Source organism: Nitrosospira sp. Nsp2 (genome assembly GCF_003050965.1).
GTDB lineage: Bacteria > Pseudomonadota > Gammaproteobacteria > Burkholderiales > Nitrosomonadaceae > Nitrosospira.
Genome location: NZ_QAOU01000002.1, coordinates 705,442 through 732,004 on the forward strand (window position 1 = coordinate 705,442; position 26,563 = coordinate 732,004).

Here is a 26,563-nt window from a genome sequence, read left to right on the forward strand (position 1 = left end):
CTACTTTCAAGACCTCGATCCCTTATAAGGGAAGCCGCCGCTACACATTACAAGGTAACGATGAAAACAAAGCTTCTGGGGGGAATCTCCCCCACGCACTTTCTCCGTAATTACTGGCAAAAGAAACCGTTACTGATACGCGGAGCCATCCCTGGCTTCGAGGGCTTGTTGACCCGTGACGAACTCATCAAGCTTTCATGTGAAGGTGAAGCAGAATCACGTCTGGTCATGCAAAGGAACGGGAAATGGCATGTCGGAACGGGCCCTTTCACCGCGCACGCTTTTTCTCGTCTATCGAACAAAAACTGGACTTTGCTGGTACAGGACGTCAATCATTTCCTGCCCTCCGCTCGTGAATTACTCCTGAAGTTCAAATTTATCCCATACGCTCGGCTGGATGACCTGATGGTCAGTTATGCCCCCGAAGGAGGCGGGGTTGGGCCTCATTTTGATTCATACGACGTATTTCTACTGCAGGGCATGGGACGGAGACTTTGGCAAATATCCGCCCAACGGGATAAGAGATTGGTTGCCGATGCGCCGTTAAAAATCCTGCACGACTTTAGACCGGAGCAGGAGTGGGAACTGGAACCGGGCGATATGCTTTATCTCCCACCCGGTTACGCTCATAACGGCGTAGCGAAAGACGCTTGCATGACTTACTCGATTGGGTTCAGGGCGCCAGACAACCAGGAACTTGCGACTCAGTTCCTGGTTTATCTCCAGGACAATACTGTAATTGATGGAATATACAGCGATCCCCATCTCCACCTGCAGCCTCACCCCGCCAGAATCAGCCGCCAGATGTTGCGTCAGATCGGAACGGCGCTTAACAAAATCAAATGGAGCGAGGACGACGTAGAACGTTTTACCGGAATGTATCTCACCGAGCCCAAACCTCATGTTTTTTTTACACCGCCACCGCATCCCATGAGTCGACGGGAATTCGATTTTAGGGTGAGGAAAGACAGCCTCAAACTGAATCTGAAAAGCCGCATGCTGTGCAGCGGAACGAACATTTTTTTGAACGGCGACATATACGCGGCCAGAACGATCGCTCATAAGTTATCGGAGCAGCTCGCCGATCTTTTTATATTGCAGGACGTCGAAGAATTTGACGACGAAACCCTTGCCCTGCTTTATGAATGGTATACTTACGGCTACGTTGAGCTAGAGCTTAATGGGGGGCCGGCGCCTGATTCCCCGATGCTTGCTTAGCCGCTTCCAGGAGCCTTCTCCCTCAAACGTGGGTTTGAGAAGCATTATTTGAAGTGTGACGGGCGAATGGGCGTTGCGCTCGATTTGCAAAAAAAGCCTTCTCTCTTGAAATAGGGGAAAACGTGATTTTTGCAGGCGCCTGGCGCTACCACTTATGGCTCTGGGATACAACGACTAGACAACATTTCTGAATTCTGCTATTAAGATAGTGGCTATTAAGAAATGGTGCTCGTCAGATTTGAATGGCCGAAATACTTAAGTTTTCCCGTGACTCGTTAAATCTATAAAGGAGATTAAAAAAATGAAGTACTCGCTCCTCGCTGCCGCACTGGTGACACTCACATTTACCGCATGTGATCAAATGAAAGAGCATAAACCCGGCGAAGGAAAACCCGGGCAATACCCCCCCAGCCTATGGGAAAAACGCGAAGGTCAGCTAAGTGACGCAGATATCGAAGCTGCCCAGAAAGAAGCTGCCGGTGGAGGTGGACAAGCTACGACCCAACCCCCGGCAGATGCCCCCAAATAACAATGCAAATACGCAACCTAAAAAAAGCCGTCCTTCGGGACGGCATTTTTTTGCTGGGTTCTTTTAAGGAACCGCGCGTCGAACAAGCGTATAGTGTTATTGGAACGCCAACAGGTCGAACAAACACCCGCTCCGGACCTCCCCGTGTGCCTGGATCATGTCCGGTGTTGCAACCGCCTACTTCCACAATTCATTTCAGTTTCCTGATTCCCTCTCGGATTTGAACGGCTCCAAGGCTTTTGTTACACTAGGCTTTGTTACACCACTTTTTTCCGGACTATAGGACGACATATAATGAAATATCCGTTCCTCGTTGCTGCTGTGGCGGCATTGATGCTGACTGCTTGTGAATATAAAAAGCACCCGATGGATAAGCCGCCCCCCTCTGCCATGGCTGAACGTGATTCGGCCCCGAAATTTGACGAACTGGATAAGGAAGGCGCTGATACAAACGTCAAAAAAGAAGAGCCGGCCAAATAAATAATAGAGCTGATGTTCTTCGAAACATCCAACTATTAAAAAATTAACCCGCGAACAGCGAAATCAGAATCAATATAGATCAGTTAGCGTAAATTTCGATTGGTTAGCAGGGTTTTTACTATATAATAGGGTTCGTTGCACTCTATTTCCCATTTTATTAAGGACGCCCCGATAATGAAACTCTCATTCCTCGCCGCCGCTTTGGTGGCTATCGCTCTGACGGCATGCGACAGACCGAAACAAGCCTTGCCCGAAAACTCAACGACTTATGGAACTAGACTCGAAGAGGGTACCACGTTGGATCAAGAACGGAAAGGAACCCCGAGCGAACAAACCGCCGCCGCTCCAGAGGGCGATGATGAGTATTCCGGTCAAGCCGTCCTGCCCGGGCACGCACTTGACGGCAACGGCAACCCCCTGCCCCCCGGTAAAAGCCCAATTCCCGCCGGGCACTAAGAAGTCGTCTAAAAAGCCATCCTCAAGGATGGCTTTTTTTTCGCCCAAAACAAGCTTACTGAAGGGTGGAGCAACGGTTCGCGCAGATATTGCGCGACCGTTTGCGCGCCTCAGCACCGGTGGCGGAGCATCCTTGCCCGGCTTGGAAACTTGAAGGATCAGCGCGTTTTATCATATAATTATGACTTATCACCAACTTTTTGAGGGTATTAAACAATGAGACTTACGCTCGTCGCTGCTACCTTGGCTGCGCTAATGATGACCGCCTGTGGTAAGCCGAACCAAGCGCTTCCGGAACAGGAAAAAGATAATTTTGCTAAAATTACCTCGAAGCCGGCGACGCCGGCGGCTCCCGAAGCGGGTGCACCAGCTTCTGGCGATACATCTGGCGCAAGCGAAGGAAAATAGCGTTTATCTAAGCGTCAGTTTACAGGCTGAATCAGACTTAGTCAGAATTCGTACTATGCAAGTAAAAGCCGTCCCCTCTGTTGGGCGGCTTTTTCAATTTGTACCTTTGAAGCGGTTTTATCAGACGACGAAAAAACTCAGACCGCGCCGCGTCCCTGCCTGATCCGGCTCGCGGGGTCCCTGGTACTACGCCACTACGCTCCCCACGTAACAAAATTGAATCACTCACCGGGAGTAAAACGCCGGGCGCGCCAAAAATTGGGCCCGCAGGCCCTCCACGGCAGATGTTCAGAGATTCCTTAGCTCACGCCAGCCAAAGCCATCGTTCTGGTCAGCCACCCCGATCCAGTCGATTCCGCAATTCAACGCGCGGCTCAGCACTGATTGCGCAAGCAGCGGGGTATTGTTTTTCTGGCTCAAATGAGCAGCGACAACGTGTTGAAGGCGGCTGCAATCAAGGCTGGCCAGCAATTCACCGGAGGCCGTGTTCTCCAGATGACCGAAGCGGCCCCCTACGCGTTGTTTAAGACGGAAATGGTAATCTCCGTTCGCCAGCATAAGTGCGTCATGATTGCATTCGAGTACCAACGCATGGCACCCGTTTAAGGTGGCTTCGATATGGGGTGTTGAACGGCCCGTATCAGTTAGCACCCCTAACCGGAAAGCACCATCCCCGAATACGAATTGCGCAGGTTCCTGGGCATCATGCGGGACCGGGTACGGTTCGACCTCGATGCTTCCGATCGAGAAACGCTGGTAGTCCTCTATAATGTTAACCGCTCCCAGCGAGGCGAATTCCCTTTCCGCACGTCGCAGAGTGCCATACGTCAACCAGATCGGCGTGCCAAACTTGCGAGCAAACCTTGCCACCCCGCCTATATGATCGTCGTGTTCGTGCGTAACCACGATCCCGTCTATCATCCTCGGTTCCAGGCCGAGCCGGGCAAGACGAAAAAGAGTTTCCTTCAAGGTAAAACCGCAATCCAGCAGCAACCTGGTATTGGCTACCTCGACTACAAGACCATTTCCTTGTGAACCGCTACCTAAACAAGCAAAACGCATGCTTCAGGAGGACAAACAACATTACACGAGTAATATAAAGAAAGGCTGAAGAACATGTGGTTATCGGGCTATCGGTTGAAGGGGGGCTGCTCTTTTCAAATCAACGATGTTTTACGAGCTAGCGCTAGTGGCGTGTGAACTGCGGTTGAGCATAGCAGGAAACAAAACTGACTGCTGCGTCAGCGCAGCAATTCACAAGCATTGAGACCGTATAAAGCTATTATAAATCGAGAGGCTGCGCCGGGCTTATAAGCCTACCCCCATTCGCGAGCAATTTTGTTATTTCATGTGCTGGAAGGGGTCGGGCGAAATAGTAACCCTGAATTTCATCGCACCCTCGCTTGCGCAAAAACTCGTACTGTTCAATCGTCTCCACTCCCTCGGCGACCACTCTCACCTTCAAGCTGTGCGCCATATCGATGACTGCTGTTGTAATCGCAGCGTCTGCAGGACTGGTCGTAATGTCATCGATAAAAGAACGGTCGATCTTCAGCACGTCGATGGGAAACCGCTTTACATAAGCCAGACTGGAATAGCCGGTCCCAAAGTCGTCGATGGAAATCCGGATGCCGAGCGCTTTTAGCCGTTTGAGAATACGCGCGGTCTTTTTTGCGTGCGTCATCAACGAGCTCTCTGTCAACTCCAATTCCAGCAAATCCGAATCAATGCTGTTCTCTCGTAGCGCGCGTTCGGTTTGCAGCTCAAATTCAAGCAGTTCCGGAGACACGCCATTCTCACGAGTAGCACGGATAACGTCGCGGTTTAACGTGCTTTCCGAGAACTGCCTCCCCGATACATTTACGGATACGGGGATTTCACCCATCCCTAGATGTCGCCACTGGGCAATCTGCTTACATGCACTTTCTATCACCCAGGCTCCCACCTGATTGATCAACCCCGTCTGTTCAAGCAGGGGTATGAACTCCAGCGGTCCGATACATCCATGCCCGGGGCGCTCCCATCGTATCAGGGCTTCCAGCCCCGTGATCCGTCCATCGGAGAGTTCGACCTTGGGCTGATAATGTAAAATAAATTCGTTTTGGTCGAGAGCCTTCCGCAGGGCGTTTTCCTGCTCCAGTTTCTCAATGGCCCGCATGTTCATTTCCGCCGTAAAGAAGCGATACGTGTCCTTCCCCGCTTCTTTTGACCGATACATGGCGGTGTCGCCGTTTTTTACCAATGCGTCTGCATCATGTGAATCTGTTGGATAAACACTGATCCCGATGCTAGCTGTTACGGTTGCCTGATGCCCCCCCAAGTTGAATGGCTGGCGTAACGTTTCTCTGATCTTGCTGGCAACGACTCCGGCATCACCGGAGCTATCGGTAGTGACCAAAATGCACCCGAATTCGTCGCCGCCGAGGCGCGCGACCATATCGGTAATACGCAAGCATTCCGATAAACGTAGACTGAACTGACACAGCAATTCGTCGCCAAGCGCGTGCCCCAGCGTATCATTTATATTCTTGAAGTTATCAATATCGAGAAGAAGCACCGAAACCATGCGGTGATTCATCTCCGCTTGTTTAATAAGCTTCCGAAGCGACTCGTAGAACAGCGTCCGATTGGGAAGGCTGGTCAGCGCATCATAATGCGCGAGTTGAAATAAGCGCTGGTCAGCCTGCTTACGATGGGTGATGTCATCCATGATACCCACCACTTTCTGCACGCCCGTAGAGTCTTTGATCGGGAACGTACGAGAGTGTACCCAGCGGATACTGTTATCCGAAAGTACCAGCCGGTAATCATGGTCCACCCCGGCTCGCGATAACTCACGTGTTTCGCACATTACCCGTTGCACATCGTCGGGATGAACCGCCTCAAGAAATTTTTCCAACTTGTCACCACGCGCCACGCTACGGCCAGTCAATTTCTCCCAGGCAGGATTAACGTAGCGCACGGTTCTGTCGTGAACATCCCAAATCCAAAAAACTTGCGGAAGGTTACCCGCGAGCTGGTCGAACAATTCTTCAGCTTCGCGCAGCGAAGCGGTTCGCTCGTCGAGCATGATTTCAAGATTCGCGACAAATTGCTGCAACTCTTTCTGCAAAAACCGGATCTCTAGTACATCGCGAATATGTGTCAATACCGCGAGTCGATCAAAGGGCTTGGTAATAAAGCCTTTTGCGCCCGCCTTCAACGCCCGTTCCTTGTGGTCGGATTGGGCGGTTATCACAAGAACCGGAAGATGTTCGCATTGTTCAGATGGTTTTGCTTCAGCCTCAATTGTCTTGATGCCTTCCATTACCTGGAACCCATCCATGACGGGCATCATCAAATCGAGCAGGATTAGATCGTACCGCTTCGCCCTATGTAGGTCGCAGACCTCGAGCGAATTCATTGTAGACTCGACTGAGGTGTAGCCCGCTCTCGATAGCATGCCATGCATCAATTCGACATTATCTTTCCGATCGTCGACGATCAGAATTCTGGCATTAAAAATATCGGATGAGGTCATTGAGTTCTAATTGTTATTTCAAGTCTGGAGCGCTGCGCTGCTCTACCTGATATAAGGCGTTGATAACGGATAATCGGTACCTGCTATTTAACCTAACTCATCGCCGCATATTGAAGACACCGAGGCTTGGTCAAGCCGAACCAAAATCCCATCCGTCCAGAGGCTAATCCACAACGTCTCCAGGGCTTACTGGGGAACGCATCATATTCCTGTTCATGAGAAGCAGCAATACGCGTGCTGATCATCAGCTGGCAACACCTGCTGAAAAGAGATTATCTTCATGTGCGAGCTTGGCTTGTTGAAGGAAAGCAGAAAGCGTGCCATGTCTCCATTTAGCACAGTTTCAGACAATTTCTGCCTATATTGATGGCTTTCGTCAGAACAGGGGATATCTATTGTAAAATTTATCGATAAATAGCCGAGGCGTGAATCCTGCGCGTCGCACCCCAAATGAACCTTGCCAGCAACCAGCCGAAAACGAGATGAAATGCCTGAAAGAGGCTATTGCCTAACTGAGTATGAGGCAATACTTGGGCTAAATTGTACGATATCTGTCCGATACCAAAAAATTACGGCTGAGCAATGCTAGACCACTTGAGAGAATTCCTCGCGCACTGGGGCGTCACCGCCCTTGCATTATGGCTTACAAGTTTCATTTTTCACGGCATCTCATTCAACAGCAAAAAATCGCTACTGATATCAGCATTACTATTGGGTTTGATTAATGCTGTGATCCGGCCCGTGGTCATTATTCTGACGATCCCGCTCACGCTGATTACCTTTGGGCTCTTCTTGCTGGTGATCAATGCAGTCATGATGCTCCTTGTATCGGCGCTGGTTCCCGGCTTCAAGATTTCGGGGTTCTGGACCGCTTTTTTTGCCAGTATCGTCGTTACATTGATCAGCATAATTGTCAGTATGCTCATATTTGGCCCAGATGACAGCATGCTAAACATGCCTGCACAACGAGGCGTGATGATCTGATGGCTCCCTGACGTTGGCAGGCATCCGCCCCGGCTATATCGATAACGTCTAAACGCAATCCTGTACCATCGCCGGAACATTCAGCAAGCCCGCCAATTTTTTGGCGTCAGCAGCTGAGTCGAACGGCAGTACGGCCAGCAGCGGGCAATCCAGGCGCTCTTCCAACGCAAACACATTTTCATCGAACGCAGCCATATGTGGATCAATACAGTTCGCCACCCATCCGGCCAGCGCCAGTCCGGTAGCGCCCACAGCCTGGGCCGTCAACAGGGCGTGGTTAAGGCAACCCAGTTGCACCCCTACCACCAGGACCACCGGCAGGTCCAGTGCCCGAGCCATGTCACCGCTGTTTTGATGGTCGTTGAGGGGTACTAGAAAACCGCCGACCCCCTCCACGATCACGACGTCCGCTATTTTTTTCAATTCGAGCCATGCTTCACGAATGGTGTCAACATTGATTTCAATGCCTGCCCGCTGTGCTGCTATATGAGGCGCGATCGGTGGGATCAGCGTGTAAGGATTTATCAGCTCGCGCCGAGCGGTTACGCTGCTCGCCGCGACTAGCAAGTCTACGTCCGTACATCGCCCCTCTTCGCAACCCGATGCCACCGGCTTCATGCCCACCGCAGTCTCGCCGTTCCGCCTGAAAGCGTGCAATAGGGCACAGCTGACCAGGGTTTTGCCCACACCTGTGCTGGTGCCGGTCACAAAATAACCTCTCGTCATGAAATACGCGAATCCGTTTTCATGTCAGGCCCAGCTGTCGCCTGGTTTCGGGGGTTAGAACCGATTTGCGCGACTCCGGCTTCCAGGCGTGACCGTAAACCACTTCAAAAGTCGCCGGTAACTTCCCCTCGGTCCGCAGGGTTTCATAAAGACTTAACGCTGCTTGCCATGCGGTTTTTCCGGTGAGCCCACGCCTTCTCCCCTCGGTTGCATTATGCGCGCCGATGGCTTTGAGATCCCGCATCACGCTGATCGGGTCGTCATACGTAAGCGTGATATATTCCATGTCCATAACAGGTGTAGCGAACCCGCAATGCACCAGTATGTCGCCAACATCATGCATGTCAATAAACCGATTGACGTGGCTATAACCATCTATTTTTCCAAACGCTTGGCGCAACTCTTTCAAGGTATCCGGTCCAAAAGTACTGAACATGAACAAACCGCCGGTTTGCAGCACCCGGTGCACCTCAGAAAATGTTTGCTTGAGATCATTGCACCACTGCAACGTCAGGTTGGACCAGACCAGACCTGCGCACGAATCTTTCACCGGCATCTGCTCGATATCGCCAGCCACGTAACCTGTCTGAGTTTTTCTGGCGAATACGTGCTGCCACCAAGAAACCGGTGGACGGGCCTGCACATGCATTGCGGAGGCAATGTCTATTGCCAGCATCCGGGCGGCTGGGTAGCGCATCACCAACTTGCGGGTACCGTAGCCGGTGCCGCTGCCGGCATCCAAAATAACGTCCGGCGTGAATTTGATGTACTCCAGACGCGATAGCATCCGCTCGCAGACCTCGCGTTGCAGGATTGCCGCGTAGTCATAGCCGGCTGCTGCCCGTTCAAAGGCAGCCCGCACCCGGCGCTTATCGATGGTGTGCCCGTCATTCATCTGGTTACAGAACCTTTCAGCCTAAGCATGTGTTCTACAAATTGATCAGGATAAGATAAGAACGGAGCATGCCCGCAACCATTCAGGATAATCAGTTCTGAACGTGGCAGGTGCTCGTTCATCCATTTCGCCGCGCCGGGGTGGGTAATGACATCTTTCTCGCCATGTATAAGCAGCACTGGCTGGGCAATAGACTTTATAGCGCCACGCATGTCGCTCAATAACAGATGGCGCAGCCCTACCTCTAATGCAACCTCATCCGGTTTTCCACGTTCAAATAAACTCTTGCGCAGTCGCGCCAAGACTGCCGTAGTATCGTCTCCCCCGCTGATCTGCAACGTAAGGAACCTGTTCAAGGTACCCTTGTAGTCACGTTTCAGATTGACCGCGAACAATTGCAGCGTCCCCGCTTCCATTCCCCATTGCCAATCATCACGCTTGGCAAAACACGGGGTCGTGGAAATGAGGGCAAGTTTTTTAACACGCGCCTGTTCGCGCTTTGCCAGCTCGATTGCGATCTGACCGCCCAGCGACCAGCCGCAAAGAATACAGTCTTCCGGCAGGATCTCCGCTATAGACTGAATGGTGTATTCCAGCATCCCCTGCCCGGGTCCCGTTCCATGCGGAGAACTGAATCCATGTCCCGGCAGATCCACCAGATGCAAGCGGAAATGCTGTGCCAGCCGCTCGCGCACGTCTCGCCATATGCCGCTATGCATGGCCCAACCATGCAGCAATACAAGATCACGGCCCACTCCACCAGATTCGACGTAAAGACTCATTTGTAAACAGGCTGTTTAAAAGACGCCATCCAGCTCTCGCAGCGCCCCTCCAAGCCGAGCGACATCTTCCATATCATGTGCAAAGAATAGCGAGATTCGGAGCCGCGACGCGCCTCGCGGTACTGTGGGCGGGCGAATAGCCGGGACCAGAATGCCTCTCTCGCGCAACGCCTCGCTGAGCTGCATAGCTTTATCGTTATCCCCGATGATCAACGGCTGGATCGGCGTATCCGACGGCAGGAGCTTCCAGCGTAACGGTCGTAATTCCTGTTTAAGCGCGATGATGAGTTGAGCGAGTTTTTTTCGCCGCCATTCTTCAGATTCGATCAACTCCAGGCTTTTCAGCAGCGCACATGAAAGGAGCGGCGGAGTCGCAGTCGTGTAGACGTAGCTACGCGCGTGCTGAATCAGCGTTTCGATAACCTCCGCTTGGGCGGCGACGAAAGCACCAAAGACGCCTGCGGCCTTGCCGAGAGTAGCCATATAAATGATGCGGGGGGACCGTATGTCAAAATAAGCCAGCGTCCCTTTTCCCCCTGCGCCCAGCACACCGAAACCGTGGGCGTCGTCCAGCATCAACCAGGCCTTATATTTTTCGCACAATACGAGCAGACTCGGCACGGGGGCGATATCGCCATCCATACTGAACACTGCATCAGTAATGACCAGTTTGCGTTTGGCGCGTGAAGCAGCCAACTGCCGTTCCAGGGTGGCCAGATCAAGGTGCGGATAGCGCTTGAACGTCGCGCGCGAAACGAGTGCCGCATCATTGAGCGAAGCATGATTAAGCTTATCGGCAAATATTGCAGCATTACGCCCTGCAAGTGCCATTACCACCCCCGCATTGGCCATGTATCCGGTGGAGAACAGCAGCGCCCGGGGATACCCCGTAAAGCGTGCCAGTGCTTTCTCCAGCTCATGATGTGCTTTTGAGTGGCCGCTGATGAGATGCGATGCCCCTGCCCCGACTCCATATCGCGTGGCGCCCTCGCAAGCCGCTGCTATTAACCCTGGATGATGCGCAAGGCCGAGATAATCGTTGCTGCAAAACGCGAGATATTCTCGTCCGGCAATGGAGACCTGTGCGCCCCTGGAACTGTCCAGCATGAGACGGTGGCGATACAGGTTTCCCGCTTCCTGGTCGCGCAAATGTCCGCGCAATGTACCAAGATCGCTGGAATCGCTGAGCATACCGGGGGATGGATCAATCAACGGCAGGGTCGGGGGACTGTCCGAAAGGCTGGCCTAGAGCGAATGGAGACCCAATCTGTCGAACAGCATCTTATCCCGTTCAGTTTCGGGGTTATCCGTGGTAAGCAATTTCTCTCCATAAAAGATGGAATTGGCGCCGGCCAGGAAACAGAGGGCTTGTATCGCATCCGACATTTCCTGTCTGCCTGCTGAGAGTCTTACCATGGCCTTGGGCATGGTGATACGCGCCGCAGCGATGGTGCGCACAAATTCCAGCGGATCGAGCGCCGCGGTGCCGTGAAGCGGCGTCCCCTCAACCTGCACGAGGTAATTGATGGGGATGGATTCAGGATAGGGATCGAGGTTGGCCAGTTGAGCGATCAGGCCCGCGCGCGCTTGACGCGATTCCCCCATGCCGACGATACCGCCACAGCATACGTTAATACCCGCATTGCGGACTTTTTCCAACGTATCCAATCTGTCCTGGTACTCGCGAGTGGTTATAATCTCACCATAAAACTCCGGTGCCGTGTCCAGGTTGTGGTTGTAATAATCGAGTCCGGCTTGACGAAGTTGCTCCGCCTGCCCCGGTTTCAACATACCCAATGTGGCGCAGGTTTCGAGCCCAAGCGCTTTTACGCCCCCAACCATTTGCGTCATTTTTTCGATGTCGCGCTGCTTGGGCCCCCGCCACGCCGCGCCCATGCAAAAGCGTGACGCTCCCCGTGCCTTCGCTTCAGCCGCCGCGGACAGCACCTCATCGAGCGTCAGCATTTCCTGGTTCTCTATACCCGTGTGATAGCGGGCTGCCTGCGGGCAATATCCGCAGTCTTCGGAGCAGCCGCCGGTCTTGACGGAAATGAGGGTAGACAGCTGTACCCCATTCGGGTCGTGATATTGGCGGTGAATCAACTGCGCGCGATGGATCAAATCGCTGAACGGCAGATCGAGCAGCGCTTCTATTCGGCGAACATCCCAGCGCGACGATTCGGCCGCGGGGCTGAGCTTTTCAACTGCCGTGTATGGGCGCTCTTCCGCGCCAACCGCCAGGTCGGGAATAAATTGATTCATGTCTAATTTATGTCGTCTGATTTAATTACGGGGGACTGTTCCGCTGCGCTACAATGCCAAGAAAGTGGAATGTTACCGACGTTCCACCGCTGACAGAGCAGTGCGTCATCATCGGGTATTGTGCCGAAGTTGTCAATTTCTTGCCAGATGAAATTAAACAACCGATTAAATATTATGCATGTGCTGTTCGCCAAACGATGCCTGCTCTGCGGTTCCGTCAGCGAACGCGACCTTTGTCCACCGTGCCACGACAGCCTGCCTCATCTTTCGTCTCATCATTGCATGGTGTGCGCGCTACCTCTTGCAACGGCCAGCGTCTGCGGCGCGTGCCTCGCCAACCCGCCTGCGTTCGAGCGCAGCATCGCTGCTGCAAGCTATGCATTTCCAATCGATGCGCTTCTTCACTCACTCAAGTACGAGGCTAAGCTTGCGCTGGCGCCCGTGCTCGCCGATTTACTGACTGTTCGGATCAGCCCCGCTGATTTACCCGATTTCATCCTGGCCATGCCGCTGCACCCGGCGAAATTGCGCGAACGCGGTTTTCATCAGGCGCTTGAGATCGCCCGCGGGGTCTCGAAAACGACCGGCGTAGAATTGCTTCCTCTGGCGTGTCGCCGCGTTAGAGATACCCGATCCCAAACGGGACTGCCGTGGAAGGAACGCGAAAAAAATATCCGCGGGGCATTTACTTGCGAAGCCGATCTGTCCGGCAGGCGAATCGCCATAGTCGATGACGTGATGACCACGGGCGCAACCCTGAATGAACTGGCGAAAGTGCTGCGAGAACGCGGAGCATGCAACGTAAGCGCATGGGTCGTTGCCAGAACATTGCCCGATCGACTTGCCCAAGCCCATTCTGAAAGTTAAGTACGATGCTTGACGTAGTCCTGTACCAGCCCGAAATTCCCCCGAACACCGGCAATATCATACGGCTCTGCGCCAACACCGGTACCAGGCTGCACCTAATAAAACCGTTGGGCTTCTCGCTGGAAGACAAGCAATTGCTACGAGCCGGACTGGATTATCATGAGTTTGTGGGGGTAACCGTTCACCCCAACTGGGAAGAATGTCGTCGTCACTTGCAAGACCGCCGCTTTTTTGCTGTCTCCACCAAGGGAAAGCAGCGCTATGATCACGGGGTTTACGAGAGCGGAGACGTATTTCTGTTCGGAGCCGAGAGTCGTGGCTTGCCCTCAGAGGTATTGGAGAGCTTTCCCGAACAGCATCGCATCCGCGTACCGATGGTTCCCAATAGCCGAAGTCTCAACTTGTCCAATGCCGTGGCGGTCTTGGTTTATGAAGCATGGCGGCAAATGAACTTCGACAATGCAACCTAAAGATAAAAGACGGTTTCAATAATTTTCGATCTTGGGTTCGCGGTTGAGCAGCGCCTCCACCGCCAGTCTGGCAGATATGCCGTCGTGGAGTATGCTGCACACGGCGGCGGTGATGGGCATTTCGACTTTCAGTTCGCGGCTCAGCCGCAGTACTTCTCTCGCTGTATGGACGCCTTCAGCAGTGTGCCCCAGTTCCCGGAGTATGCTCGGCAGGGAGTCCCCTGCCGCCAGGCGAAGCCCCACACGCCGGTTACGGGAAAGATCACCCGTGCAGGTGAGTATCAGATCACCCATACCGGTCAGCCCCATGAATGTTTCCATATAGCCGCCGAGTTTAAGACCCAACCGCGTAATTTCTGCCAAACCTCGGGTGATCAGCGCTGCCCGTGCATTGTGACCAAACCCCATGCCATCCGAAATGCCGGCGGCAATCGAAATAACGTTTTTTACCGCACCGCCCGTTTCAACGCCGACGATATCCTTGCTTGTATAGACCCGGCGCCGGGAAGTATGAAGCTGGGCTGCAACGCTCTGTGCAAATCCTGCATCGTGAGAAGCCAGCGTCAACGCTGTGGGTAGTCCCTGCGCCACTTCCTGCGCAAAACTGGGGCCTGACAACACGCCACAAGGGGTGATGCCCGCAAACTCCTCCTCGGCAACCTGATGAGGCAGCTTCGCGGAGTCGACCTCGAATCCTTTACATCCCCAGATAACGGGTACTGTCTTTCCGCAGGCAACAATTTCCCGCAACGTTGCCCGCAATCCTGAAACCGGTACAGCGATCAAGACGAGATCGGCCGCCTCAACAGCTGCGCAAAGAGACGAAGTCAAATGCAGGGATTGGGGCAGAGGAAAAGCGGGAAAATAGCGCTTGTTGACGCGCTGAGAATCAAGTTCGGCGAGATGAAGCGGATTGCGTGTCCACAGGACGACCTGATGCGAAGAGCTGGAGCTGAGACTGATGGCCAGCGCAGTCCCCCACGCCCCCGCGCCAAGCACTGCTAGCTTCATGAACCCCAGACCTGGGTTGTCCTGACGTAACCCATCTGGCCATCACGGTGGCGCACCTTGACCCACCCGTTCACCGCCGGCTCTAGCCACTCCATAACGACATCTTGCTGCGCTTTGAACGCGATCGGCGAATTTGTGTTAGGCGCCTGATAGGCTTCTGCCAGGGGCACGGTCACAATGACATAGCGTTTCTCACTCAGAACCTTTTCTTCTACCCAGGCGAGATTTCCCTTGCTATCGCGGACCTTTACCCAGCCTTCAACCTTGACCACCGCCTCCACGGGCAAGTGTAGGCTCGCTACGTACAGCTTGCCCGCCTTTAGAGACGGCGCATCATACATAACAGCAGCGTTTTCATTTATGGAGAAAAAATTGAACGCCGCAAACGCCGGCACCGGCAATACCAGCGCTGTAATCAGAAGAACCAGGAGGGCCGCCCTTTGCGGTAGCAGGGCTACGACGTACCGCCGTATAAGCAACAGCGGAAGTACGGCGTTGCCGAACGGCGCATAATCGACGGACGGTGCATCGCCCTGCTGAGCTAAATGGACGGAAGCGCGGTGCGATATATGGGCGATTTTCCCGCGGGCTCGATGGGGCGAGAGCGCATCAGCGTGAAACTCCTTTAGGACTTCCCTCGACAACGCATCGCGCCGGCGCTCCATTTCAATGAGTTATTTTTTGTGTATCGTCGATATTTTCCGGCGCTTCCGGCGCTTTCGCATCCTTATCCGGTTGCTGTTTCCCCTGATAGTAAAGCGCTTCAAAATTCACCGGATTCAATATAACCGCGTGAAACCCGGCACGCGTAACCACATCCGAAACCGTTTCCCGCAGGTAGGGAAAGAGAATCGTCGGCCCCGCGATGCCCAGCACGGGGTCCAAATCGGCTTCGGGCACGTGTCTTATCTGAAAAACCCCCGCCTGCTGCACCTCCACCAGAAACATGGTTTTCTCCTTAACCTTCGCAGTAACGGTCGTCGTCAATACAACCTCGTACATGCCCTCGTCGATGCGCTCACCCTTGGTATGCAATTGAATGTTCACCTCGGGTGCTTCCCGTTCAAGAAAGATTTTCGGTGCGTTGGGTATCTCCAGCGAGAGATCCTTTACATAGATTTTTTCAATGCTGAAAACCGGCTGCTGCTCGCTCATGTTGGATTCCATTAAGAGTAGTCAAAAATGCGAGGATTAAGGTGAAGTTGCATGGCGGAAGTAACTATTCCCAAAGGGAAACATTTGCAAGGGAAAATGCAGAGCCCAGCCACGAAACACGTCAATCTGCTAAAAAGTGCGCCGCAACGCGGGATCCCGGCCGTCAAGTCCGGAACCTTAAATCCAGGGCGCATGCTCCGGCGTATATCCGGCATTCAGATCGCAAGGAGCTTAACCAACCCATCCTTTCGGTCAAGCTTCGCCAGATCGTCGTAGCCACCGACATGGGTTTCGCCGATATATATCTGCGGAACGGTGCGCCGCCCCGTCTTTTCCATCATTTCAGCACGCTTCGCCGGCTCAAGATCGATACGAATTTTTTCTATTTCCGTCACTCCCCTGGCCAGCAGCAGGCGCTCCGCCATTATGCAATAGGGGCAGAAAGCAGTGGAGTACATAACTACCTTTACCATTAATGCGTCCCGTTATTTCTTCACTATCGGTAGATTTCCCTGCCGCCATGCATCGATCCCGCCCGTAAGATCATGAACAAGCGTAAACCCGTGGCTGCGCAGTATTCCGCCGGCTTTCCCGGTGGTATGAACCCCACTTCGGTGAATCAGCACAATAGGCTTATCTTTGAATTTCTCCAGTTCCGAAATACGCTGTTCAAGTTTATCACCGGGGATGTGCTTTGAATTGGGCACGTGACCTGCCTCATATTCGCTTGCTTCGCGTACATCGAGAACCAGGGCCTCCTTGTAATTGATGAGCTGGACCGCCACCAGCGTGTCAACTTCTTTCCCTGAGGGGCGAAAAACTGACCAGATGAGCAACGCGCCGCTTACCAGCGCTGCCATGATTAAGGCAATATTACTCTGAATAAATGACACTCGTACTCCCCGCTGTTATAGACCCCGGATTTTATCAGAGACGCGAACATTACGTAATTCCCTGAGCGCGCCCACGAACCACTCGAACCGCGATTTGCACCGCCGCGTGTGGGTTCGGTAACACATTCGGTCATCCCATGATGCGGGAAGGTCCAAAATACAATAAAATTGACTATTTCGGCCGCTCAGCGGAAATTTTAATTTTTTTACGAATAACATGAAAAAACTCATTCTCCTGCGTCATGGAGAAAGCACATGGAACAAGGAGAACCGTTTCACTGGCTGGACCGACGTGGATCTCTCCGCTACCGGCATGGAAGAGGCCAGACACGCTGGAAGGCTGTTGCGGGAAAGTGGATTTGCGTTCGACGTTTCCTACACTTCGGTATTGAAGCGCGCTATCCGCACACTGTGGATAGTCCTGGATGAACTTGACCAGATGTGGATTCCGGTTCATTTATCGTGGCGATTGAATGAACGCCACTATGGTGCGCTGCAAGGCTTGAACAAGGTAGAGACTGCGCTTCGGTACGGCGAAGAACAGGTATTGATCTGGCGGCGCAGCTATAATATCAGGCCGCCCGCGCTCACGCGGGAGGACCCGCGCTATCCGGGACTCGATCCCCGCTATCGCAATTTGTCCCCTGAGGAGATTCCGCTGACGGAGTGTCTGGAAGACACCGTAAAGAGATTTCTCCCCTACTGGAACGAAACCATTGCGCCCCAGGTCCAATCAGGACAGCGCGTACTCATTACTGCTCATGGCAATTCCTTGCGTGCCCTTGTCATGTATCTGGACAATCTTTCCGAGCAAGAGGTCATGGAATTGAATATTCCCACTGGCGTTCCGCTTGTATACGAGCTGGACGAAAGCCTGAAACCTATACGGAGCTATTATCTAGGTGATCAGGCAAGAATCGAGCAGGCGATGCAAGTAGTGGCAAATCAGGGGAAAATTGTCCCTTAGTCATGAGTTTCGTTCGCCTCATCCCTTGGGGGAATGCAGGAATGCATTCAGGGACCCCTGGTTGCAATTCGAAAACTGCACGCAGAATAACGCTATTGCCACGTGTTGTGCATGACTTGTTCGGATACGTTTTGAAAACCCGGCCTTGATTGGTATTCATCCGTGGTTCAACATTATTCGCAAGCTTATCCCGGCTTGCGCGCTCATCCTCTCGCAACCACTCGCTGCCGCGCCCAAGGTCGACAACGAAGATCTGAAGCAGCTGCGTGGCCGGATCGAAACATTGCAGAAGGAGCTAGCGGATACGGAAGAATCGAAATCAGAAGTCGCCGATGCGTTACGGGAATCGGAGCGGGCCATTATCGCCGCCAATCGTAAACTCGCCGCGCTGACACGCGAGCACCATGATGCCAACAATAAGCTTAGCCAAATACAGGCGCAGTCAAAGCAAGTCGCCAGGGATATAGAAGAGCAACAGTTGCGACTGGGCAAACTGCTTCATCGGCAGTACTTAACCGGGGGCGGACAAACGGAATATCTGAGTCTATTGCTTAACCAGCAGGACCCTAACGAAATTGCACGCAACCTGCATTATTACGGCTATCTCTCCCGCGCCCGCCTGGGAGACATCAATGCGCTGCGTGCGAACGTCCAACGCCTGGGTACGCTCACGCGCGAGAGCCGCGAAAAAAGCCTGGAAATCGGCGCCATCCAGGCGAAGCAAGCCGAGCACAAAAAATATCTGGAACAAGAAAAAACCGAGCATGCCAAATTGCTCGAACGCATCTCGTCCCAAGCTGATCAGCAGCGGCGCGAAATCAGCAAACTCAAACGCGACGAGGAGCGCCTTTCCCGTTTGGTAGAACGGATCGCCAGGATGCTTGCGCAAAAAAAGCGCAGTGCGCCCCGCGCCACCACCCCCGGACTACTCAGCAACGAGAGGCTTCCCGACGCATCCGCCGACGGCAGCCCTTTCTCATCATTGAAGGGCCGTCTGAGTTTACCGGTGCGTGGGGAACTTGCCAATCGGTTTGGTGGTCCACGTGCGGATGGAGGGGTTACGTGGAAAGGACTGTTTATCCGCTCAGCTACCGGCGGTGATGTGAAAGCGATCGCAGGCGGACGCGTAGTCTTCGCGGACTGGCTGAGAGGATTCGGCAACCTGATGATCGTCGATCACGGCAACAGCTACATGAGCCTCTACGGCAATAATGAAATTAACCACAAGCAAGTCGGGGATTCCGTTCGCGGGGGCGATACAATTGCCTCGGTGGGCAACAGCGGTGGCAACGCGGAGCCCGGTTTGTATTTTGAATTGCGCCATCAGGGCAAACCGTTTGACCCTTTGAACTGGGTCAGAATAAAATGAGCGATGCAACAATAGTGGAGAACCTTTAATGGGTGACAAGATGCGGCAAGTCGGGTTGGTCACTTTCGGCGTCATCGCCGGGGTGATGTTGAGCCTTAATTTTTCAGCTGTCGCAAACAAGGAAGAAACGCAGGAAATCATGAACCCGCTTCCGGTAGAGGAACTGCGGGCATTCACGGAAGTATTCGGCCGCATCAAAACCGATTACGTCGAGCCGGTACAGGACAAGAAACTGATCACCGAGGCGATCAATGGAATGTTGACCGGCCTCGACCCGCATTCGGCGTATCTGGATGCGGATGCCTTCAAGGAACTGCAAATCGGGACCCAGGGCGAATTCGGCGGCCTCGGTATTGAAGTTAGCATGGAAGACGGCTTCGTAAAGGTCATTTCGCCAATTGAGGATACCCCGGCGTTTCGCGCGGGCATCAAGACGGGGGACCTTATCATCAAGCTGGATGATACGGCGGTGAAGGGTCTTTCTCTTACCGATGCGATCAAGCGCATGCGCGGCAAACCCAATACGCCCATCACCCTTACGGTCTTGCGCAAGGGCGAGACCAAGCCGCTGGTGTTTACACTGGTTCGGGCCGTCATCAAAATCCAGAGTGTAAAATCGAAGCTGCTTGAACCTGGTTACGCATATATTCGTATCACCCAGTTTCAGGAGCAGACCGGGGAAAACCTGACCAAGGCGATCGATAAATTATTCAAGGAGAGCACCGTGCCGATGAAAGGGCTGGTGCTGGATCTGCGTAACGATCCCGGAGGGTTGCTGAATGGCGCGGTAGCGGTATCCGCGGCCTTTCTGCCCGCCAATTCGCTGGTGGTGTATACCGACGGCCGTACTGAGGACGCCAAGATGAAACTCAAGGCCAGTCCGGAATTCTACCTGCGTGACACAAAAAACGACTACCTGAAGCGGCTGCCGCCAGAGATAAAGACCGTGCCGATGGTGACGCTTGTCAATGGCGGTTCTGCTTCGGCTTCGGAGATTGTCGCGGGCGCACTCCAGGATCACAAGCGTTCCGTCGTAATGGGCACCCAGACTTTTGGAAAGGGCTCGGTGCAAACAATTTTGCCGTTGGGCAACAACACGGCCATAAAGCTCACCACTGCCCGTTATTACACACCCAATGGTCAATCCATCCAGGCCAAGGGCATTACGCCCGACATCCTGGACGAGGCGGCGAAAGATGACACGGAGCGCTTGCGTGAAGCCGATCTGACTCGTCATCTCCCGAACGGCAAAAAGGAAGAAGTGAAAGAAGTTAAGCCGGAGCCTGAAGCCAAGGAAGCAGTCACACCTCCCACGGCACCAAAGGCACCAAAACCGACGAACGGCGACGACAAGAACACAAAACGCGAGCCCCCTGCCGAGTTTGGTTCCCCTGAAGATTTGCTGCTGACGCAGGCAATGCACTACTTCAAGGAGGGTGGCGCCAAGAAGAGCGCGGCCAAAGTTAGCGACTGATTTCCGCCACATCACTCCCGAAAGACGAAGAGATAAGAACGTCGCTGGGGGAGTGAGCCGCTGAGCACCTTGACTGGGCTCGGCGGCGGCAATCCATGCTGCAGCGCAATGCGCCGCTCGCTATGGCTGTCCCCTCTGCTTTTCCCGTTGCCTTGGCGCAGCCTATGATTGCACAAGTAGCAATCACCGTGAAATTCTTTGACGGCGCAAGCTGTGAATGATGAATGACGATCAGCTGCTGCGCTACAGTCGCCACATTCTGTTGCCCGAAATCGGCATACAGGGCCAGGAAACGCTACTGAAGTCCCACGTGCTTGTGGTTGGCACGGGTGGCCTGGGCTCTCCCCTCGCCATATACCTCGCCGCGAGCGGAGTGGGTAAACTGACGCTTTGTGACAGTGACACCGTTGACCTGACCAATCTCCAGCGGCAGATCGCTCACAGCACGGATCGTATCGGAGCTCCCAAGACCTCCTCTGCACGAACGACACTTGCCGGAATCAATCCCGAAGTCAACGTTGTCGCGTTGCACCAGCGCATGGACGAGGCAGCCCTGCTGCGCTTCGTCACAGATGCGGATGTGGTGGTGGATGCAAGCGACAACTTCTCGACCCGTTACGCCATCAATCGCGCCTGTATGATATCCAGAAAGCCGCTCGTATCCGGCGCGGCCATCCGCTTCGAGGGACAGGTCGCCGTATTCGATTTGCGCCACAATCACAGCCCCTGCTATCACTGCCTCTTCCCCAACTATGGCGACGATCAGGATATGCGCTGTGCTGTTATGGGCGTGTTTGCGCCGCTCACAGGCGTTATCGGTAGTGTGCAGGCGGTGGAAACGCTTAAAATCCTGCTAGACATCGGCCAAACCCTGAATGGTCGGCTGCTGCTACTCGACGGCTTGTCGATGGAATGGCGTTCCGTTAAATTGACTAAAGACCCATTCTGCAGAGTTTGCGGCGCGGAGGATCCAGGAGAAACCTGTGAGTTTGGGCGCGCTAGCCTATGAGTAAGGGGGCATGTGGCGTGGATCGCGCAAGGAAAACGTTCTTATCACTACGTTGGTGAGTATCGGCTTGCGCCATGGGTGAACGCGTCGCATCTACTTTAGCCCCATTCTAGCTCCGGGCCCAACGGTTAACCGAGATTACCGGCTATGGATGACGTAATCGCCCGGCGGCAGCACTCGAGAACAGCACCCTGCGCTGCGCTTCCCAATGCTCCATCGGGTCGCGTTTGTAGCCGCTTTTAGCAAACTGGTGCCAGCGCCCGGTAACATAACACATCAGCAGGTTCGCCTCAGCAGCCACGTCCAGCTCCGACGAAATTTCGCCTTCGCTCACTCCGAAGCGCAATGCCTGTTTTAGCGTCGCCTCGAGCCGATCATGCAATTGATTGATGCGGGTCTGCAGGCGGTCATTCTCGTTGATGAGCGCGTCTCCGATCAGAACGCGCGTCATACCCGGATTCTTTCGAGCGAAACCAAGCAATAGGGCTGATATCCCCTCGAGTTGCCGGACTGCGCTTTTCTCATCGTCCGTTAGCTTATTGATAAGACCGAAAAGCGTGGCTTCAATGAACTCGATCAAGCCTTCGAACATCTGCGCCTTGCTGGCAAAGTGCCGATACAACGCCGCCTCGGAAACCTCCAGTTTGGCTGCCAACGCAGCTGTGGTGATCTTTACCGCGCGCGGCTCCTCCAGCATTTGCGCGAGAACCTGGAGAATTTGATCTTTTCTTTCGCCTTTGGCAGACATGGAATCTCGCTACGGTAATTTTTTTGACTCAAATTCCGGCTCTCTGCACGAAACCGGAAACACTGGCGATTGCATGGCTGGGGTAGGTACGGGAGTAACGGATAACCGGATGGCAGCAATGAGAATTCTCCCACAGGGTGCCGCCTGTACGGGCTATAAAGCCGAGCTGAAGGTTAGTCTGACCTTATAAGGGTCCCAACGCCCTCGTCCGTCAGCACTTCGAGCAGCAGGCCGTGTTCCACGCGGCCATCTATGATGTGGCAGGATTTTACGCCAAGTTTTACCGCTTCCAGCGCAGAGCCGATCTTGGGTATCATGCCGCCTGAGATGGTTCCATCGGCGACCAGTTCGTCCACCCTCGCCGCTGTCAACCCGGTCAATAAATTTCCATCCTTATCCAGCACGCCGGGCGTATTGGTGAGGAGTATCAGTTTCTCGGCGTTAATCACCCGCGCAAGCTCGCCCGCCACCAGATCCGCGTTAATGTTGTAGGATTCGCCACTTCTACCCACGCCAATAGGTGCGATAACCGGGATGAAATTCCGTGTTTCAAGTAGTTCAATCAGGGCCGGGTCAATACTTTCGATCTCCCCCACCTGCCCGATATCGAGCCACTGACCCACTCGCTCCCGATCCTGTATTAGCATTTTTTTTGCGCGAATGAACGCACCATCCTTGCCGGTCAGACCGACCGCCAGGCCACCGTGTTGATTGATGAGATTGACGATTTCCTTATTGACCAGTCCTCCGAGCACCATTTCAACCACGTCCATTGTTTCGGCATCGGTTACCCGCATTCCCTGGATGAATTCACCCTGCTTGCCTACCCGCTTCAGCATGTCGTTAATCTGAGGTCCACCCCCGTGAACGATGACCGGGTGCATTCCCACCAGTTTCAGCAAAACCACATCGCGGGCGAAACCCTGCTTGAGGTTTTCCTCGATCATGGCGTTACCGCCATATTTAATGACAATCGTCTTGCCGTGAAAGCGCCGGATATAGGGCAGCGCCTCGGCCAAGATTTTCGCTTTATCCGTTGCAGAAGATGGAGATAAGGGCACGATATCCGGACAAATTAATTATATTATGGCGACCGAAGGCATGGGAACCCGTCCGTCTATTACCTAACCAAGTATGCCCCGGCGATTTTTGTTCAATGCTTGCATCCTGCACCATCAATGGGGCTGTGGAATGACTACTTTAGGGACGCTACTATCAGCTACATCAGGAAGCGGATCGAAATAACGATATAACATCGGCACCACTACTTTCGTCATCACCGTGGCGGTTATCAAGCCGCAGATCACTACAATCGCAAGCGGCTTCTGCACCTCGGAGCCAAGGCCAGTCGCGATAAGGAACGGCGCCAGACCCAGAATCGTAGCCGCGGCGGTTATCAGAACCGGACGGAAACGTGCCTCGCAACTCGTTCTTACTGCTTCGGCCACGCTTAATCCCTGCTCACGCAACTCCTTGATAAATGATATTAAGACCACTCCATTCAATATGGCGACGCCCCAGACCGCGATAAATCCCACCGAAGCCGGAACCGACAGGTACTCCCCCGTAATGAATAATCCGATAACTCCTCCCACGGATGCGAATGGTAACGCCGTGAAAATAAGCAAGGCAAGCTTGACCGAATTAAACAACATGAACAACAGAAAAAAGATTGCGGCAAAAGTGATTGGCACAATAATGCCAAGAGTCGCCATGGCGCGCTCCATGTTCTGGAATTGTCCACCCCACTCGAAGTAATAACCCGGAGGTAACTTAATCTCCTTCGCAGCCCGCTCCTGCAGTTCGGCGACGAACCCGCCTAGATCACGTTCATGCACGTTGGCACCAACTACCACCCGCCGCTTGGCATATTCACGCGAAATGATCGCCGGTCCATCGATGACTTTGATATCCGCCACCGCGCTTAGCGGCACCAGTTGGCCGCCGCGTGCCAGCAAACTTCCGGCCGGGGCGCTGCCGGGCGGACGCAGCAGCAACTCTCGTATTGCCTCGACATCGTGACGGAATTTCTCGGGGAAACGCAGCAGTAGCGTAAAGCGGCGCTCGCCCTCGAAGACCTGGGATACCGCCTTCCCGCCTACTGCGGTTGCAATCAACTCGTTCACATCGGCAACATTGAGGCCGTGCCGGGCAATGGCGCGGCGGTCGATATCGATGGTCAATTCCTGTTGGCCTGACAGGCGTTCGATGCGGAGGTCGCGCGCCCCACGCGTTGATTTGACGATGCGTGCGACCTGTTCCGATAGCTTGCGCAACTCTTCCAGGTCATCGCCAAAAATCTTGACTGCGACCTGCGAGCGTACGCCCGTCACCATCTCGTCCACCCGTTGCGCGATCGGCTGCGACAGGGCGATGTTCACGCCGGGCAGCACCTCCAGCGCCTTGCGGATATCCTCCTCGATCTCCTGCTGGGATCGTCCCGATCCCTCCAGGTCGAGCGACGCAATCGGGTCGGACTCGTTCTGGGAGGCGGGGTCGGCAGGCGACTCGCCGCGGCCGAGCTTCGATACCACGCTCTGCACCCCTGGTATCGCGGCGATCAGTTTCATCGCTTCTGTTTCCAGGTCGATCGCTTCTTCGAGGGAGATCGATGGCACGCGGATAATGACCGGGGTTACCGCCCCCTCCCTCATGATGGGAATGAAGGATTTCCCCAGTAGGGGAAACAATCCAACGGCGAGTACAAGGGAGCCTATCGACACCAGCGCGGTACCCTTGGGATTCCTTAACGCTAAATAAAGCAAACGCAGGTAAAGAGTCTTCAGGATGGCAACAAGTTTAGTGTCTTCCTCGGCTCCACCTTTCAGCGCGTAGTCGCATAGCACGGGCGATAATAGTACCGAGACAACCAAAGCAACCAGCAAGGCGATGGAAATGGTCACGGCGAGCGGGCTGAACATCTTGCCCTCCATGCCCTGCAAAGACATCAGCGGCAGAAAGACCAGCACGATTATGATGATGCCATATATTACGGGCGCGCCCACTTCGGCTGCCGCCTTGGCAATTGTCTCGGCCTTCGGCTCGTCCTTGGGCGCATGGCTCAAGCGTAAAAAGATATTTTCCACTACCACTACCGTAGGATCTACCATCAGTCCGATGGCAATGGTCAGCCCCCCAAGCGACATGAGATTCGCGGGAATGCCGTAATAGTTCATTATCATGAAGGTAACCAAAGGCGTGATAATGAGCGTCGCACACACCACCAGGCTCACTCTCATATTGCCCAGGCAAATAACCATTACCAGAATGACGAAGACCAATGCCTCGATCAATACCTTGTATACCGAGTGCAACGCCGCATCCACCATTACGGTCCGGTCATAAAAAGGCACGATCTGGAGCCCGCCCGGTAACAGGCCGCGCTCGTTGACCTCGGCAACCTTTTCCTTTACCCGCCCGACTATATCCTTGGCATTCCCGCCGCGCAGCATCATCACAATGCCGGTCACCGACTCGGTATAGCCATCCTTGATACTGGCTCCCAGTCGTACTTCTCCACCGAACTGCACCTCGGCCACGTCGCGCACGTAAACGGGCACCCCTTCGACCTCCTTAAGCACGATGTTGCGGATGTCGTCCAGTGAGCGGATCAGACCAACGCCGCGGATCAGGTATTGCTCGGCGTGCAGTGGCAGGATGTTGCCGCTGGCATTGGCATTGTTGTTGGCCAGAGCCTGATCGACAGCAGCGAGCGTGAGGTCATAATGACGCAACCGGTTGGGGTCAACTAGCACCTGGTATTCCTTGACGTGGCCGCCAATGGAGTTGACTTCGGCTACGCCGCGGATCGAGCGCAGCATTGGCCGCACCACCCAGTCCTGGATCGTGCGCCGCGCCATCAGTTCCTCGAAGGTAAGCGCGCGCTTGCCGTCGTCCGGATGCTCGATCGTGTATTGGTATACCTCCCCCAGGCCCGTCGATACTGGTCCGAGGACCGGCGTGATACCCGGAAGCAGCCTGGACGATACCTCGATCAGGCGCTCCATTACCAGCTGGCGCGCAAAGAACACATCGGTCTGGTCGGTGAATACCAATGTGATCAGCGACAACCCGCTCTTGTTCATGGAACGCATCTCTACCAGTCCGGGCAAGCCCGTCATCGCAATTTCCACCGGCACGGTGATCAGCCGTTCGACCTCCTCCGGACTGCGGCCGACCGCCACGGTGGCGACCTGCACCTGTATGTTGGTCACATCGGGAAACGCATCGACGGAGAGATTCTGTGCGGCATAAATGCCGCCGGCGCACAGCGCAAGCGAAACCACCACCACTATCAGGCGCTGCCGGAGCATCAAGCGGACGATTGCGGCTAGCATGGA

27 protein-coding genes are annotated in these 26,563 nt (G+C 54.1%); 12 read left to right on the forward strand and 15 right to left on the reverse strand.

Annotated features, from left to right (window positions below; translation table 11 throughout):
- The first annotated feature begins 60 nt into the window (after positions 1 to 60).
- From C8R31_RS07420 to C8R31_RS07440, 5 genes are all read left to right on the forward strand, one after another.
- A complete protein-coding gene (locus C8R31_RS07420) occupies positions 61 to 1,218 on the forward strand; it encodes a cupin domain-containing protein (RefSeq protein ID WP_107693378.1) in 1,158 nt (385 codons plus the stop codon).
- A gap of 301 nt (positions 1,219 to 1,519) precedes the next feature.
- Positions 1,520 to 1,747 (forward strand): hypothetical protein, encoded by a 228-nt coding sequence (locus C8R31_RS07425; protein ID WP_107693379.1) that lies wholly within the window; start codon positions 1,520 to 1,522, stop codon positions 1,745 to 1,747.
- Positions 1,748 to 2,041: 294 nt separating this feature from the next.
- Positions 2,042 to 2,227, forward strand: a complete 186-nt coding sequence (locus tag C8R31_RS07430; protein WP_258192613.1) for a hypothetical protein — start codon at positions 2,042 to 2,044, stop codon at positions 2,225 to 2,227.
- A gap of 174 nt (positions 2,228 to 2,401) precedes the next feature.
- Entirely contained in the window at positions 2,402 to 2,683 is a 282-nt protein-coding gene (locus C8R31_RS07435; RefSeq protein WP_107693381.1) for a hypothetical protein, read from the forward strand.
- Positions 2,684 to 2,899: 216 nt separating this feature from the next.
- Entirely contained in the window at positions 2,900 to 3,091 is a 192-nt protein-coding gene (locus C8R31_RS07440; RefSeq protein WP_107693382.1) for a hypothetical protein, read from the forward strand.
- A 288-nt stretch (positions 3,092 to 3,379) separates the two neighbouring features.
- Here C8R31_RS07440 and C8R31_RS07445 read toward each other — a convergent pair whose 3' ends face one another.
- Both C8R31_RS07445 and C8R31_RS07450 read right to left on the reverse strand, forming a co-directional pair.
- Positions 3,380 to 4,153, reverse strand: coding sequence for an MBL fold metallo-hydrolase (locus C8R31_RS07445; protein ID WP_107693383.1), 774 nt, complete (start codon positions 4,151 to 4,153; stop codon positions 3,380 to 3,382).
- 220 nt (positions 4,154 to 4,373) lie between these two features.
- Positions 4,374 to 6,611, reverse strand: a complete 2,238-nt coding sequence (locus tag C8R31_RS07450; RefSeq protein WP_107693384.1) for an EAL domain-containing protein — start codon at positions 6,609 to 6,611, stop codon at positions 4,374 to 4,376.
- Between the two features lie 582 nt (positions 6,612 to 7,193).
- Between C8R31_RS07450 and C8R31_RS07455 the strand changes: the two genes are divergently transcribed.
- Positions 7,194 to 7,595: a phage holin family protein gene (locus C8R31_RS07455; protein ID WP_107693385.1), complete on the forward strand. Its 402-nt coding sequence runs from the start codon at positions 7,194 to 7,196 to the stop codon at positions 7,593 to 7,595.
- A 48-nt stretch (positions 7,596 to 7,643) separates the two neighbouring features.
- Here the strand turns inward: C8R31_RS07455 and bioD are convergent, their stop codons facing one another.
- From bioD to bioB, 5 genes are read right to left on the reverse strand one after another with little or no spacing between them, the layout of a single operon-like run.
- Entirely contained in the window at positions 7,644 to 8,321 is a 678-nt protein-coding gene (gene bioD, locus C8R31_RS07460; protein WP_107693386.1) for a dethiobiotin synthase, read from the reverse strand.
- Between the two features lie 19 nt (positions 8,322 to 8,340).
- Positions 8,341 to 9,216 (reverse strand): malonyl-ACP O-methyltransferase BioC, encoded by an 876-nt coding sequence (bioC, locus tag C8R31_RS07465; protein WP_107693387.1) that lies wholly within the window; start codon positions 9,214 to 9,216, stop codon positions 8,341 to 8,343.
- Positions 9,213 to 9,998: a pimeloyl-ACP methyl ester esterase BioH gene (gene bioH / locus C8R31_RS07470; RefSeq protein ID WP_107693388.1), complete on the reverse strand. Its 786-nt coding sequence runs from the start codon at positions 9,996 to 9,998 to the stop codon at positions 9,213 to 9,215. Before bioH ends, bioC begins: the two co-directional genes overlap by 4 nt.
- Positions 9,999 to 10,013: 15 nt before the next feature.
- A complete protein-coding gene (bioF, locus tag C8R31_RS07475; RefSeq protein ID WP_107693389.1) occupies positions 10,014 to 11,189 on the reverse strand; it encodes an 8-amino-7-oxononanoate synthase in 1,176 nt (391 codons plus the stop codon).
- A 54-nt stretch (positions 11,190 to 11,243) separates the two neighbouring features.
- Positions 11,244 to 12,260, reverse strand: coding sequence for a biotin synthase BioB (bioB, locus tag C8R31_RS07480; RefSeq protein WP_107693390.1), 1,017 nt, complete (start codon positions 12,258 to 12,260; stop codon positions 11,244 to 11,246).
- 174 nt (positions 12,261 to 12,434) lie between these two features.
- Here bioB and C8R31_RS07485 point away from each other — a divergent pair, with 174 nt between their 5' ends.
- Together C8R31_RS07485 and trmL are read left to right on the forward strand one after the other, a co-directional pair.
- Entirely contained in the window at positions 12,435 to 13,127 is a 693-nt protein-coding gene (locus C8R31_RS07485; RefSeq protein WP_107693514.1) for a ComF family protein, read from the forward strand.
- Positions 13,128 to 13,132: 5 nt separating this feature from the next.
- Positions 13,133 to 13,597, forward strand: a complete 465-nt coding sequence (trmL, locus tag C8R31_RS07490) for a tRNA (uridine(34)/cytosine(34)/5-carboxymethylaminomethyluridine(34)-2'-O)-methyltransferase TrmL (RefSeq protein ID WP_107693391.1) — start codon at positions 13,133 to 13,135, stop codon at positions 13,595 to 13,597.
- A 15-nt stretch (positions 13,598 to 13,612) separates the two neighbouring features.
- Here the strand turns inward: trmL and C8R31_RS07495 are convergent, their stop codons facing one another.
- The 5 genes from C8R31_RS07495 to C8R31_RS07515 all read right to left on the reverse strand — a co-directional run bounded on the left by C8R31_RS07495 (position 13,613) and on the right by C8R31_RS07515 (position 16,656).
- On the reverse strand, positions 13,613 to 14,608 hold the full coding sequence (locus tag C8R31_RS07495) for an NAD(P)H-dependent glycerol-3-phosphate dehydrogenase (protein ID WP_107693392.1): 996 nt from the start codon (positions 14,606 to 14,608) through the stop codon (positions 13,613 to 13,615).
- Positions 14,605 to 15,252, reverse strand: coding sequence for an SH3 domain-containing protein (locus C8R31_RS16545; protein ID WP_308811262.1), 648 nt, complete (start codon positions 15,250 to 15,252; stop codon positions 14,605 to 14,607). Before C8R31_RS16545 ends, C8R31_RS07495 begins: the two co-directional genes overlap by 4 nt.
- Positions 15,253 to 15,274: 22 nt before the next feature.
- Positions 15,275 to 15,763, reverse strand: coding sequence for a protein-export chaperone SecB (gene secB / locus C8R31_RS07505; protein WP_107693394.1), 489 nt, complete (start codon positions 15,761 to 15,763; stop codon positions 15,275 to 15,277).
- A gap of 215 nt (positions 15,764 to 15,978) precedes the next feature.
- Complete coding sequence (grxC, locus tag C8R31_RS07510) at positions 15,979 to 16,236, reverse strand: glutaredoxin 3 (protein WP_107693395.1); 258 nt, start codon at positions 16,234 to 16,236, stop codon at positions 15,979 to 15,981.
- A 12-nt stretch (positions 16,237 to 16,248) separates the two neighbouring features.
- Positions 16,249 to 16,656: a rhodanese-like domain-containing protein gene (locus C8R31_RS07515; protein ID WP_107693396.1), complete on the reverse strand. Its 408-nt coding sequence runs from the start codon at positions 16,654 to 16,656 to the stop codon at positions 16,249 to 16,251.
- Between the two features lie 217 nt (positions 16,657 to 16,873).
- Here C8R31_RS07515 and gpmA point away from each other — a divergent pair, with 217 nt between their 5' ends.
- The 4 genes from gpmA (at position 16,874) to C8R31_RS07535 (ending at position 21,475) form a co-directional block, all read left to right on the forward strand.
- On the forward strand, positions 16,874 to 17,623 hold the full coding sequence (gpmA, locus tag C8R31_RS07520) for a 2,3-diphosphoglycerate-dependent phosphoglycerate mutase (RefSeq protein ID WP_107693397.1): 750 nt from the start codon (positions 16,874 to 16,876) through the stop codon (positions 17,621 to 17,623).
- Between the two features lie 145 nt (positions 17,624 to 17,768).
- Positions 17,769 to 18,992: a murein hydrolase activator EnvC gene (locus C8R31_RS07525; protein ID WP_107693398.1), complete on the forward strand. Its 1,224-nt coding sequence runs from the start codon at positions 17,769 to 17,771 to the stop codon at positions 18,990 to 18,992.
- 28 nt (positions 18,993 to 19,020) lie between these two features.
- Complete coding sequence (locus tag C8R31_RS07530; RefSeq protein ID WP_107693399.1) at positions 19,021 to 20,466, forward strand: S41 family peptidase; 1,446 nt, start codon at positions 19,021 to 19,023, stop codon at positions 20,464 to 20,466.
- Positions 20,467 to 20,686: 220 nt separating this feature from the next.
- On the forward strand, positions 20,687 to 21,475 hold the full coding sequence (locus C8R31_RS07535; RefSeq protein WP_107693515.1) for a HesA/MoeB/ThiF family protein: 789 nt from the start codon (positions 20,687 to 20,689) through the stop codon (positions 21,473 to 21,475).
- Between the two features lie 145 nt (positions 21,476 to 21,620).
- Here the strand turns inward: C8R31_RS07535 and slmA are convergent, their stop codons facing one another.
- The 3 genes from slmA to C8R31_RS07555 form a co-directional block, all read right to left on the reverse strand.
- Entirely contained in the window at positions 21,621 to 22,223 is a 603-nt protein-coding gene (slmA, locus tag C8R31_RS07540; protein ID WP_107693400.1) for a nucleoid occlusion factor SlmA, read from the reverse strand.
- 173 nt (positions 22,224 to 22,396) lie between these two features.
- On the reverse strand, positions 22,397 to 23,284 hold the full coding sequence (gene argB, locus C8R31_RS07550) for an acetylglutamate kinase (protein WP_107693402.1): 888 nt from the start codon (positions 23,282 to 23,284) through the stop codon (positions 22,397 to 22,399).
- Positions 23,285 to 23,398: 114 nt separating this feature from the next.
- Positions 23,399 to 26,560, reverse strand: coding sequence for an efflux RND transporter permease subunit (locus C8R31_RS07555; protein ID WP_107693403.1), 3,162 nt, complete (start codon positions 26,558 to 26,560; stop codon positions 23,399 to 23,401).
- Between the last annotated feature and the right edge of the window lie 3 nt (positions 26,561 to 26,563).